The following is an 11,283-nucleotide window of genomic DNA, read 5'->3' as shown; positions in this document are numbered from 1 at the left end:
CGACCTTTGCGCAAATGTTCGCCGCGGAAACGCAACTCGGCGCCCCCGAGGAGCGGGGACGCCGAGCTGATCGTCAGGTGGTTATGGGAAGTTCACCCATTGGGCCTTGTTGGTGGTGGAGTTGGAGGGGCCGCCGGTGTTGTTGATGACGTGGGCGATGGTGCCGCGGCCGCCGAGGGAGATGGTGACCATGTTGTGGAACTTGACGTTGGGTTTGACGGGGGTCTCGATGGCTCGTTCGCCGACTATGGAGGCGTCGGAGGTGAAGACGCAGTAGGAGCCGAGGCCCCAGGCTTCGTGGGTGTTGACGTGGTCGGCGACCTTGTAGGCGGCGTAGCCGCGGGTGGAGCCGTTCATCCAGGCGGCCTGGTTGGGCGGGTCGTAGGGCATTTCGTTCTGGTAGAAGTAGGTGCGGCCGCGTTCGCCGTTCCAGATCGTCTGGTACTTCTGGTAGTGCTCGACGAACAGGCCGTAGGCCGTGATGTCGTCGCCGTTGACCACGAGACCGGTGTCGGCGGTGTTGGTGTTCCAGCCGACGCCGAACGAGTGGTCGCCGCGCCAGAGCCAGGTGTGGTCGAGGATGACGTCGTCGCTGTTGATGCGCAGGGTCTCGGTGGCCTTGCCGACCGCGGAGCCGCCGATGCGGTAGTAGATGTCGTGCAGCGAGGTGGGGTTGGCGCTGTGGTCGGCCGAGGAGTTGGCCGGGCCGAGCTCCATCAGCAGCGGCGAGTTGGTCGGCGCCGCGTCGATCAGCAGGCCGGCCAGTTTGACGCCGTCCACGTCGGCGACCGAGATCGCGGTGGTGCCGTTGGTCGGCATGATCGTGGCCAGGCCGAGGCCCAGGACGACGGTGTTCGCGCGGTTGATCCGCAGCGAGTCGCTGAGCTTGTAGACGCCCGGCGTGAACAGCAGGTCCTTACCGGCGGCCAGCTCGGCGTTCAGCGTCGCCGCGGTGACGCCGGGTTTGGCGATGTAGAACTGCTCGATCGGCAGCGACTGACCCGCCGGGTTGCCGTTGGCCCAGCCCGGGCCGGCCGAGTTCGACTTCAGCGCCGGGACGAAGACCTTGTAGGCGCCCGCGGCGTCGATGTACAGGTAGGGCTTCTCCCGGATGATCGGCGTCTGCGCGACCTTCGTGTACGGCGGCTCCGGGAAGTTGCCGGCCGGCGCGTTCTCGGCGCCGACGAAGACCATGTTCCAGTTCTGGCCGGTCCAGCTGCCCCAGCGGGTGTTCCGCGACAGCCACTGCTGCTGGCTGCCCGACCGCACCTGGCCGTCGACGATGGTGTCGGCCATGAAACCGCCGCTCGACCAGCCGCCGTCGTCCAGCGCGAGGTTGCCCTTCAGGTGCATCCGCCGGTACGCCGACGCCTGGCTGACGGCCCACCGGTCCAACCCACCAGGCGGAGTCACGGTGAGGCCCTCGGCGCCGCGCCAGAAGTTGTGCGTGGCGTTCTGCGGCGGGAACCAGTCGGCCTCGACGTGGACGGCGCCGTTGATGTTCACGCTGCCCGGCGTCAGACCGAGACCGGCCACCTGGGTGAAGAAGCCGACGTTCGCGCTGACGTTGTAGGTGCCGGGCTTGAACAGCAGGGCGTACCGCTGCTCGCCGTACTGGTTCTCCTCCTGCTGGTTGAAGACCTGGTCGAGCCGCGACTGGATCTGGCTGGCCGGCATCGACGGGTCGAAGACCGAGACGTTCGGGCCGAGGTCCGGCGTACCGGGAGGGTTCGGCGGTGCATCCACAGAGGTGACCTTGAAGGATTGGGCGGCGCTGCCGTTGCACGCGTACTGCACGAGCTGGACGTTGTCCGCGGTGTTGGCGGCCGGGACGTCGAGGCACTTGCCGCTGTGCCGGCTGACGAAGTGGTAGTTGCCGTCGGCCTCCTCGACCGGCAGCCACTGCTGGTTGTTGCCGCCGCCGTACGCCCACAGGTGCAGGAGCGCGTTGTCGGCGTTCGACACGTTCGACACGTCGACGACCTGGGCCGGGTTGGTCCGCACGTTGATGCGGACGTAGCCGCCGCTGGTCGGCTGGAACTGCCACTGCTGGGCGGTCGAGGTGTTGCAGGCGAACTGCTGGACGGCGGTGCCGTTGGCCGTCGCCGCGTTGCGGGTGTCGAGGCACTTGCCGCTGTGCTTGGCGGTGACGGTGTTCCACGCGGTCGGCGAGATGGCCGCGACCGCCGGGGACGTCGTGACGACGGTCAGACCACCGGCGACGACACCGGCCAGCGCGGTCGCGATCACGGCGATCCGGCGCCGGCGCACGCGCGGCGGCGGACGGAGTGGGGCGACTCCGGACATGGGGTTCTCCTCGTTCCTGGGCGGCGAATGTGCTCAGGAAAGCGGATTCCCACACTTAATTCAAGATCTGACCGAAGTCTCGCCAGGTTCCGGAACCAGCTAGGGTCGAGTTATGCGGATCGCGGTGTCGTCGGATATGGACCAGCCCGTCGCGCGGGCCCTCGTGGCCGAGCTGGGTCGCCGCGGCCACGAGGTGACGGCGTACGGCGCCCTCCGCGACGGCGGCGACCCGCAATGGGCCGTCTGCTCGGCGACCGCCGCCCGCGAGCTCGCCGAGGGCCGCGCCGACCAGGCCGTCGTCTGCTGCTGGACCGGGACGGGCGCGTCGATCGCGGCCAACAAGGTCCCCGGCATCCGCGCCGCCCTCTGCACCGACGCCTACACCGCCGAAGGCGCCCGCCGCTGGAACGACGCCAACGTCCTCGCCCTCAGCCTCCGCCTCACCTCCGAACCCCTCCTCCAAGAAATCCTCGACGCCTGGTTCGCCACCAACCCCAGCCAGGACCCCGACGACCGCGCCAACATCACCCGCGTCACCCGCTGATGTCTTGCTGCTCGGGTCGGTGGTTCGGCGTAGTCTGCGGGGGGCCTGAGGTTCAGCTCGGCTGATCGGGGGCACGATCGAGCAGTCGAGGAGAGGGCGTTATGGGTTCGAAGCGGGTGGCCGTGGTCGTCAATCCGGTCAAGGTCGGAGATGTCGAGCAGTTGCGGGCGGCGGTGACGGCGGCGGTCGGGGAGCGCGGGTACGGCGAGCCGGTCTGGATGGAAACCACCGTCGACGACCCCGGCCAGGGGATGGCGCGGCAGGCGGTGGACGAGGGGGTCGACCTGGTCATCGTCGCGGGTGGCGACGGGACGGTCCGGGTGGTCTGCGTCGAGCTCGCGAACACCGGCATCCCGCTCGTGATCCTGCCGGCCGGCACCGGCAACCTGCTGGCCCGCAACCTCGGCATCCCGCTCACCGTCGACGTCGCGCTGACCGAACTGCTGGACGGCGCCGATCGGACGATCGATCTCGCGGACGTCGAAGGCGACGAGCTGCCCGCCGACCGGTTCACCGTGATGGCCGGTCTCGGCCTGGACGCCGCGATCATCGAGGACGCCCCGGACCCGGTGAAGAAGCGGATCGGCTGGGCGGCGTACGCCGTCGCCCTGGCCCGCAACCTGAACCAGTCCGCCGTCAAGGTCTCGATCACCGTCGACGACCGCAAACCCTTCGTCCGGCACGCGCGCACCGTCGTGATCGGCAACGTCGGCACGCTGACCGCCGATATCGCCCTGATCCCGGACGCGCGCCCCGACGACGGCCTGATCGACGTCGTCGTCCTCAGCCCCAACCGGCTGTCGCACTGGCCGCGCGTCGTCTGGCGGATCCTGAGTCGCAGCGACGTCCGCGACCCGCACATCCACCGCCGCGCCGGCCGCCGGATCACCGTCACCGCCGCCGAGCCCATGCGCCGCCAGCTCGACGGCGACCCCACCACCCCCGGCCGCACCCTCACCGCCGTCGTAGCCCCCAACGCCCTGACCGTCCGCTCCCCCAAGACCGAAGCATGATCGACGAGTTCGCCAAGACCAACCTGCACAACGCCCTCCGCTACACCCGCGACTCCCTGCTGTCGAAGCTGGAGGGCCTCTCGGAGTACGTCGTCCGCCGCCCGATGACCCGCACCGGCACCAACCTGCTCGGTCTGGTCAAACACCTCGGCCAGAGCGAGGCCCGCTACTTCGGCGAGGTCTTCGACCGCCCCTACCCCGACGGCCTCCCGAGCTTCTTCGACCCTGGCTACGTCAGCCACGACCATCTGTGGGTGCCGTCCACCGAAACCCGCGCCGACGTGTTCGACGGCTATCGCCGGGCCTGCGCCTTCGCGGACGAGACGATCGAGAAACTGCCCATCGACGCCCCCGGGCACGTGCCGTGGTGGCCGCAGCCGGATATCAAGCTCTTCAACGCGCTCGTCCACCTACTCACCGAAACCAGCAGACACGCCGGCCACGCGGACATCCTCCGCGAGGAGCTGGACGGCGTCGTCGGTGGCACCGAGCGGACCGCCGAAGAGTGGGCGGTGCATCGAGCGCGAGTGGAGCAAGCAGCTCGAGACGCCGGTCAGTAGCGGGCGAGGTCTTCCAGGGGTCGCAGGTCGGCCCGGCTTCGGTGCGTGGTGACCGTGCCGTCGGCGATCGCCGTGACGTGGTCCCAGGGCAGGTACCAAACAGCCCCGAGCCAGCTGTGGACCAGGCGGCGGAGGAGGTCGGGGCCGACGTGGCGTTCGTAGCCGAAGAGCCGGGTGTGCCGATGCTCGACGATGATCAGCCCGTCGACGCGAAGGGCCCGGTGACTGGCCGCCAGCAGCGGGCCGTCCTGGACGAGCCGGACGTCGGCCACCCCGCCCACCTCGGCGCCCGACGCATCCACCACCCGGTGCCCCAACAGCTCATTCAGCCGCATGACCGGCCCCCGGGATCTTGTCGATCACGGCCCGTTCGACGCGGTCGTCGTACCGGTCCAGGTCGAGACCTTCGGCATCGACGGTGACGGCGGTGCCGAGGTCGGTGATCCGGCGCGCGGAGATCTCCCGGCGGGCCGAGACGAGCGCGGTGACGACCGGCGGATCGGCGTCCAGGTCGAGGACGACGTCGTCCACCTTGCCGGCCAGGTGACCATCGGCCTGGTCGATCAGCTGCCGATCCAGCAGATGCAGCTGTGCGTGCAGAACCCGTCCGGCCATGGTCATTGCCCCGCTTTCGTGAGAATCATCAACGGTATGGCGGCCAGGGACGCGACCACCAGCAGCCCGAGATAGAAGAGCCCGAAAGCGTTACGCAGCCGGCCGTTGGTGTTGGCGCCGACGTAGTCCGGATCGTTGGCGATGATCAGGATCGGCAGATAGGTGAGCGGCAGCGCCATCGCGGCGAACACCACCGAGTACTCCGTCACCTTGACCGGATCGACCGCCGTCACCAGCGTCAGCATCGCCAGCACCAGGCAGATGATGATCACCACGTGGAACCGCGACGCCTCCCGCGGCCGGACGAACTTGCCCCACTGCCAGCCCCGGTACTGCGCGATCGTGTACCCGCACGACAGCGCCGTCTCCAGCGCCGCGCCGAAGGTCGCCGCGAACACCCCGATCAGGACGACGGCCAGCCCGAGCTTGCCCAGGGCAACGGCTACCGGAAGCGTCACCTGGCCCAGCGTCCCGACCTGGATCCCGGCCGGCAGGAACAGCACGGCCGCACACCCCATGATCGACAGCGACAGCAGTCCGCCCAGCGGGAAGCCGACGAACACGTTCGTTCGCGCGGTGACCAGATCGCGCCGCGTCCACTTCTCCTCCACTCCCCCGGACGTGAAGAAGAAGACCTCGTACGGCGTCATCGCGGCCCCGAAGAGCGCGATCCCGTAGTACGCGTACGTCGCCCAGTTCTCCGAACCGATCGGGTGCGGCGACGTCGCCTGGCTCAGCAGATTGCCCCAGTCCGGCCCGAGCTTGAACAGCGCGACCGCAAAGACGATCAGCAACAACCCCAGCAGCCCGAAGACCTGCTCCAGCCGGGAGAACTTGACCCGCCAGATCACCAGCCAGACCGCGAACACCGCGAGCGGCATCCAGAGCAGATAGTGCACGCCGCTCGCCAGCTCGAACGCGAGCGCGATGCCGCCGATCTCCGCGATCAGCGTCAGCAGCGTGACCAGGAACGACGCCACCAGCGTGACCAGCCCGGTCTGCGGCCCGAGCCGCTCCCGGATCAGGTCGAACACCGGCCGCCCCGAAATCGCGACGACCCGGCCGGACATCTCGGCGTACAGGCAGATGCCGATCACGCCGACCACCACGACCCACGCCATGTGCATCCCGAACCGCGCGCCGACCAGCGCGTTCGTGACCAGGTCGCCGATATCGACGAACCCGCCGATGGCGGTCAGAATCCCCAGCGTGACAGCGAGGAGCTTCTTCACAGCTCCCCGATCCGGCGCAACTGATCGGCCGCCACCCGCAGTCCGGCGAGCTGACGCCCGGCGCGGTCCAGGTCGCCGTTGCCGAGCGCGATCCGCACCGACGTCACGGCCTGCGTCGCGTCGTCCAGCGCCTTGGTGACCTGGTCGTACAGCCGCTGCGCTTCATCGGACGTCGGCTGCTGCGCCGCGAACGAACTCGCCGCCTGCTCGACGCCCTTCTCGGCGTCACCGACCACCTGTCCCGCAGGCTGCGCCCACAACTGCCCCGCCTGCAACTGCTCGACCGCCAGCCGCGCCGTCCCGACCTCCGACGCCGCCTCCCTCCCGGCCTGTGCGGCAGCGTCCCGGAGCTTCTGCTCCGGACTCGCGCATCCGGCCGCCAGCAGCGCCGTCGCAAGCACCGCGCCCATCCATCTCACCACCAGCCCCCAGTGCCCACCCCGGCAACCCCCACCCCCACAGATGAGGGATCGACCCTCATGCCTGGGGGGTGCCTCCCACGGGAGATTGGTGGCACGGCGAAAAACGCCGACACCGAACAACCTGGGGGTAACCGAAATGAAGCGTCAAGGGATCGCCGTACTGGCCGGGGTGGCAACTGTGGTCGCCGGGACCGTGCTGCCGGCTGTGAGCGCCACCGCGGCGGGGCTGCCGCTGCAGGGGCCGTGCACCGAGCAGAAGGACGTCACCGGCCCGCAGTTCGCGGTCAACCTGTGCGACGTGACCGACGCGGACCAGTTCCGCACGCATCTGGCCAAAGAGGGCAGCGTGCACTGCGGTCCGACTTCGCTCTTCAACGCGATGTACTACCTCGGCGAGCACAAGGGCCTGCCGATGCGGGTGACGCCGAACGGCCAGCTGCTCACCGAGTACGACCCGCACGACCCGGCCGACTACGACGAGACCACCGCCTGGCTGGGCTGGCTCGGCTACAAGGCGGGGATGGGCGCCAACCCGAGCGGCTCCAGCGCGAGCGGCAACCGCGCGGCCTTCGACGCGGCGACCGAGGGCGCCAAGGCGAGCGGCTGGACGGTCAACCGCGGCGGCACCAGCTCCGACAACGTGCCGGAGTTCGGGCTCGAGATCGCGAAGCGGCTGCGGCAGGCGCCGGTCCAGCTCTGGTACGGCCGGTATGTGCTGAACGAGGACAACACCCACACCCGCACCGGCGGGCACGCGGTCACCGTCGTCGCCGCCAAGGGCGACGTGGCCTCGGGCAAGGTCGAGCTGACCCTGCACGACCCGGCCCGCTCCGACGACCACAAGAGCCCCGGCTACAAGGACACCCAGTCGCAGGTCCGCGACGAGAAGGTGACGCTGTACCGGGTCGCGATCCGGACCAAGTCGGTCGACAAGGAGACCGGCGTCGAGACGATCAAGCAGCACACCTACTGGCGACTGTTCGGTGAGAACTACACCGGCACGACCCTGCAGTACGTCGAGGCCTTCAACTGGTTCGAGACCGCGCCGCCGGTCGGCTGATCGGCCCGCAGCACCTGAGTACGAGCGGCCCTTGGAGGGAGGGGGCCGCTCGTACCGGCGTTCAGGCCAGCGCGCGGCCGAGCTCGCGGCGACCGGTGATCCCGAGCTTGATGTAGATCCGGCCGAGGTGGTTCTCCACCGTCTTCGGGGAGACGAACAGCTCCTGCGCGATATCCCGGTTGCTGCGCCCGGTGACCGCCAGCCCGGCCACCCGGCGCTCGCTGGCCGTCAGCGAATCCTGGCCCGGCGCGACCAGCGCCCGCGGCCGATCCCCCAGCGCCTGCAGGACTTCCACGACTCGCGACTGCAGGACGACGGCTCCGCACGCGGCCGCCAACTCACCGCCGCGCAACAACGTCTCCCGGGCATCCGACCGGCGGCCGACCACCCGATACGCCTCACCGAGATCGACCAGCGCCCGGGCCAACTCGAGCCGCGCAGGAGAGCGCTCGAGGACGGCGACCGCCTCGGACAACGTCTCCACCCGCCGGGCCCCTTGGCCGACGTCGACCTTCGCACTCAGCCGCAATGCCGCACCGAGATCGGACGGCGCACCCCAGCGGCGCGACAGGTCCAGCTGATCGGAAGCCAGCTCCCGCGCCGCCGCTTCGTCGCCCAGCCGGAGCTGAGCGAGTGCGGCCGGCGTCCGCCAGGGAACAGCCGGTGGATCCAGATCGGCGGCGACCATCTCGTCGCGCAACCGGAACGCGTGCTCCAGCGCGGCGGCCGGGTCATCCTGTTCGAGCGCGATCCGCGCCCGCGTCGCCTGCAGCCACATCGCGGCGATCACCCGCGGCGCGTTCCGGGCGTACTCGTCGAACTCCGCGATCATCGTCTGCGCGGCCGTCAGATCACCGCGCTCGACGGCCGCGTACGCCGCGAACGTCACCGCGGTCGCCCGGATCGCCACCACCTGCGGCGTCAGATCCTCGGGTGCGACCGCCGCCAGTACGCCGTCCGCGTCGGCCTCGACCGCGGGCAGGTCACCGCAGCGCCAGGCCAGGAAGTCCGCGACGTTGGCCACCATCGCGAACTCGATCGGCGAGCCGTTCCGGCGGACCCAGTCCTGCGCGCCGGCGATCTCCTCCCGCGCCGAGTCGACGCCGTCGGCCGCGATCAGCGACATCATCGCGAGCAGCCAACCGACCAACGGATCGGCCTGGCCCACCGAGTCCCGCAGCAACGCGCCGTGCCGCAGCGCCCGCTCCGCCGTCCGCCGGACGTCGGCCGCCGGGCTCACCTCGTAGCGACCGCATTGGGCGAGCAACGCGAGCAGGATCCGCTCGTCAGGCGTCTCCCCCGGCAAGCTCGCGAACCCGCGCAGATGCTGGGACGCCTTCCGGCGCTCGGCCGGCAGATACGACCGGACGATGCCGAGCCGCGCATCAAGCGCCAACCGGTCCGGCTCGGCGCCTTTCCAAGCGTCGAGCGCATCCATCAGCTCGCCGACCGCGGCCACCGGGCCGTCGATCGCGGCCGTCGCGGTCGCCGCCGTACCGAGCAGCTCGGCCTGATCCCGGCCGGTGCTGCCGTCGGCCGCCGCCAGCAGGTACCGCCGCGCGGCCGCCGGATCGCCGTCCCGGAGCAGCAACTTGCCGAGCAGCCCTTGCAGTTTCGCGTTACCAGGCTCGGTTTCCAGCGCACGCGTCAGGTAGTCGACGGCCTTCCGGACGTCGCCCGCGGTGGCGCACATCGTCGCGGCGTCCCCGAAGACCGCGACCGCCTCGGCGAGTGTCCCGGCGGGCGCTTGGATCAGGTGCGCGGCGATCCGGTCGGCCGGTGCCCGCGACGTCCACAACGCCTGCGCGGCGCGCCCGTGCAGGGCCGCCTGCTCCAGCGGGCCGAGCGTCGCGCTGACCGAGTCGCGAATGACCGGATGCAGGAAGCTCAGCTGCGCCGACTCGACCGTCAGCACATGCGCGGCCACCAACTCGTCCACCGCCGGAGCCAGCGCAGGCTCGGTCAGCTGCGCGACCGAACCGGCCGCCCAAATATCAGCCCGCGCGCCCAGAATGGCAACGGTCTGCGCGAGGGTGAGCGCGGTCGGCGACAACCGGGACAACAACGTCCGGCTGACCGCGCTCGCCCCCAGACCACGCACGGTCTCGGCCGTCGCCGGGTCACTCAACTGCCGGTCGAGAACAGCCAGCTCGTCAAGGAGCGACTCCGCCAGGAAGGGGTTGCCGCCACTCGCGGCCAGCACCGCGTCAACCACCTGAGTCGCCGGGGCCGCACTGCGCTCGGCAATCAGGACGGCGATGCCGTCGCGACTGAGCGGCCGGGGCAACAACCGCTCGACGTGCCGGGCCACGGTCAGCTCGGCCAGCGGGCCGATCCGGTCCGGCGGCGGGCGCGTCGCGATGACGAGCGCGATCGGCAGATCCGCGACCCGCTTGGACAGGTAGGACAGGAACCGCAGCGACGGCGGATCGGACCATTGCGCGTCGTCGATGCTGATCAGCAACGGCCGCGGCGCGGCCAGATCGACCGCGACCCACCACAGCGCGTGCATGGTCCGCGCGACCTCGGCGTCCCCGGCGTCCGGCGCGGCCTTGTCGAGCGCCTCCAGCGCGCGTCCGGCCGGTCCGGCGATGATCGCGGCCCGGGTCTCCCCGGCGTACCGGGAGATCGAGCGCTCGATCAGCTGCCGGACGACGCCCCACGCGAGCGCGCTCTCCAGCTCGTCGCCGATCGCCTGCATCCGGACGAACCCGCGCTCCTTGGCCATCGCGCGCGCCTCGGCGACCAGCCGGGACTTGCCGATCCCGGCCTCGCCCTCGATCACGACGACCTTGCCGTCACCCGCGCGGGCCGCGTCCAGGGCAGCGGCGATCCGGCCGAGTTCGTCCGGCCGCTCGAGCGTGCCGCTCATTCAGCCCCGGCCGGAGTGGGCAGCGCGGCGGCGACCCGGGCCAGGTGGTCCGGATCGCGCAGCGGCTTGCCGTGCCCGAACAGCACCAGCGCCGGGCGCAGCGCGGCCAGCCGGCGCATCGCCTGATGGTTGCGCACGACATCGAAGGTCAGGAAGTTCCAGGGTGCGGAGACCTTGGGCAGCCGGAAGAACACGTCGCCGCAGAGCAGCGTCCGGTCGGACTCGCGCCACAGCGCGATGTGCCCGGGCGAGTGGCCGGGCACATCGAGGACGACGAAGCTGCCGACCTGGTCGCCTTCGACGAGCCGCCGCGCCACCGGGTGCGGCGGCGGCATCTTGCCCTTGGCGAGCAGCCCGGGCAGCCAGCCGGCCGCGGGCACCGGCGTCGCGGTCTCGATCGCCGCGGCGTCGTCCGCGCCCGCCCACAGCGGGATGCCGAACTCCTCGCAGACGACGTGACTGGACCCGAAATGATCCGGATGCGCATGGGTCACCACATGCGCGGCCAGCTCCCGGCCGCGCAACTGGGCCACGATCCGCCGCCCAGCCGCAGGCGTCCCCGCATCCACCAGAACGTCGTCCACGAGGTACGCGTTCATGAAATGCGGCGGCCGGCCCAGTAGCTGGAACACCCCCTCCGCAAGCTGCCGCACGGACG

Annotated in this window: 11 protein-coding genes; 4 read left to right on the top strand and 7 right to left on the bottom strand. The window is 70.5% G+C overall.

Annotated features, from left to right (window positions below; translation table 11 throughout):
* Nucleotides 1-81: 81 nt before the first annotated feature.
* Entirely contained in the window at nt 82-2,307 is a 2,226-nt protein-coding gene (locus HPO96_RS08650) for an RICIN domain-containing protein (protein ID WP_171672747.1), read from the bottom strand.
* Between the two features lie 112 nt (nt 2,308-2,419).
* Here HPO96_RS08650 and HPO96_RS08645 point away from each other — a divergent pair, with 112 nt between their 5' ends.
* The 3 genes from HPO96_RS08645 (at nt 2,420) to HPO96_RS08635 (ending at nt 4,424) form a co-directional block, all read left to right on the top strand.
* Nucleotides 2,420-2,851, top strand: a complete 432-nt coding sequence (locus tag HPO96_RS08645) for an RpiB/LacA/LacB family sugar-phosphate isomerase (RefSeq protein WP_171672745.1) — start codon at nt 2,420-2,422, stop codon at nt 2,849-2,851.
* 101 nt (nt 2,852-2,952) lie between these two features.
* Entirely contained in the window at nt 2,953-3,864 is a 912-nt protein-coding gene (locus tag HPO96_RS08640) for a diacylglycerol/lipid kinase family protein (RefSeq protein WP_171672743.1), read from the top strand.
* The gene (locus HPO96_RS08635) at nt 3,861-4,424 is read left to right on the top strand and encodes a DinB family protein (protein WP_171672742.1); all 564 of its coding nucleotides are present in this window, start codon (nt 3,861-3,863) and stop codon (nt 4,422-4,424) included. The genes HPO96_RS08640 and HPO96_RS08635 overlap by 4 nt, the downstream gene beginning before the upstream one ends.
* Here the strand turns inward: HPO96_RS08635 and HPO96_RS08630 are convergent.
* Genes HPO96_RS08630 through HPO96_RS08615 form a run of 4 tightly spaced genes read right to left on the bottom strand, consistent with a single transcriptional unit; the run spans nt 4,418 to nt 6,681 of the window.
* Nucleotides 4,418-4,759: a hypothetical protein gene (locus HPO96_RS08630; RefSeq protein ID WP_171672740.1), complete on the bottom strand. Its 342-nt coding sequence runs from the start codon at nt 4,757-4,759 to the stop codon at nt 4,418-4,420. The two genes, HPO96_RS08635 and HPO96_RS08630, sit on opposite strands and share 7 nt — an antisense overlap.
* Nucleotides 4,746-5,039 carry a hypothetical protein gene (locus HPO96_RS08625; protein WP_171672738.1) on the bottom strand — a complete coding sequence of 98 codons (294 nt, stop codon included), beginning with the start codon at nt 5,037-5,039 and terminating at the stop codon, nt 4,746-4,748. The genes HPO96_RS08630 and HPO96_RS08625 overlap by 14 nt, the downstream gene beginning before the upstream one ends.
* Before the next feature lie 2 nt (nt 5,040-5,041).
* Nucleotides 5,042-6,271: a divalent metal cation transporter gene (locus HPO96_RS08620; RefSeq protein WP_171672737.1), complete on the bottom strand. Its 1,230-nt coding sequence runs from the start codon at nt 6,269-6,271 to the stop codon at nt 5,042-5,044.
* Nucleotides 6,268-6,681 carry a hypothetical protein gene (locus tag HPO96_RS08615; protein WP_171672735.1) on the bottom strand — a complete coding sequence of 138 codons (414 nt, stop codon included), beginning with the start codon at nt 6,679-6,681 and terminating at the stop codon, nt 6,268-6,270. Before HPO96_RS08615 ends, HPO96_RS08620 begins: the two co-directional genes overlap by 4 nt.
* 148 nt (nt 6,682-6,829) lie before the next feature.
* Between HPO96_RS08615 and HPO96_RS08610 the strand changes: the two genes are divergently transcribed.
* Nucleotides 6,830-7,753 (top strand): hypothetical protein, encoded by a 924-nt coding sequence (locus HPO96_RS08610; RefSeq protein WP_171672733.1) that lies wholly within the window; start codon nt 6,830-6,832, stop codon nt 7,751-7,753.
* A 61-nt stretch (nt 7,754-7,814) separates the two neighbouring features.
* Here HPO96_RS08610 and HPO96_RS08605 read toward each other — a convergent pair whose 3' ends face one another.
* The gene (locus tag HPO96_RS08605; RefSeq protein WP_171672732.1) at nt 7,815-10,625 is read right to left on the bottom strand and encodes a helix-turn-helix transcriptional regulator; all 2,811 of its coding nucleotides are present in this window, start codon (nt 10,623-10,625) and stop codon (nt 7,815-7,817) included.
* The gene (locus tag HPO96_RS08600; RefSeq protein WP_171672730.1) at nt 10,622-11,278 is read right to left on the bottom strand and encodes an MBL fold metallo-hydrolase; all 657 of its coding nucleotides are present in this window, start codon (nt 11,276-11,278) and stop codon (nt 10,622-10,624) included. The genes HPO96_RS08605 and HPO96_RS08600 overlap by 4 nt, the downstream gene beginning before the upstream one ends.
* Between the last annotated feature and the right edge of the window lie 5 nt (nt 11,279-11,283).

Origin of the sequence: Kribbella sandramycini, assembly GCF_013131805.1 — a bacterium.
Classification (GTDB): Bacteria; Actinomycetota; Actinomycetes; order Propionibacteriales; family Kribbellaceae; genus Kribbella; species Kribbella sandramycini.
Note: the sequence above shows the minus strand (reverse complement) of the source record. Positions and strands in the feature narration are given on the sequence as shown.

Excerpts from the sequence above, each read along its gene's own strand:
- HPO96_RS08650 (WP_171672747.1), bottom strand. The coding sequence starts at position 2,307 with ATGTCCGGAGTCGCCCCACTCCGTCCGCCGCCGCGCGTGCGCCGGCGC.
- HPO96_RS08645 (WP_171672745.1), top strand. The coding sequence starts at position 2,420 with ATGCGGATCGCGGTGTCGTCGGATATGGACCAGCCCGTCGCGCGGGCC.
- HPO96_RS08640 (WP_171672743.1), top strand. The coding sequence starts at position 2,953 with ATGGGTTCGAAGCGGGTGGCCGTGGTCGTCAATCCGGTCAAGGTCGGA.
- HPO96_RS08635 (WP_171672742.1), top strand. The coding sequence starts at position 3,861 with ATGATCGACGAGTTCGCCAAGACCAACCTGCACAACGCCCTCCGCTAC.
- HPO96_RS08630 (WP_171672740.1), bottom strand. The coding sequence starts at position 4,759 with ATGCGGCTGAATGAGCTGTTGGGGCACCGGGTGGTGGATGCGTCGGGC.
- HPO96_RS08625 (WP_171672738.1), bottom strand. The coding sequence starts at position 5,039 with ATGGCCGGACGGGTTCTGCACGCACAGCTGCATCTGCTGGATCGGCAG.
- HPO96_RS08615 (WP_171672735.1), bottom strand. The coding sequence starts at position 6,681 with ATGGGCGCGGTGCTTGCGACGGCGCTGCTGGCGGCCGGATGCGCGAGT.
- HPO96_RS08610 (WP_171672733.1), top strand. The coding sequence starts at position 6,830 with ATGAAGCGTCAAGGGATCGCCGTACTGGCCGGGGTGGCAACTGTGGTC.
- HPO96_RS08605 (WP_171672732.1), bottom strand. The coding sequence starts at position 10,625 with ATGAGCGGCACGCTCGAGCGGCCGGACGAACTCGGCCGGATCGCCGCT.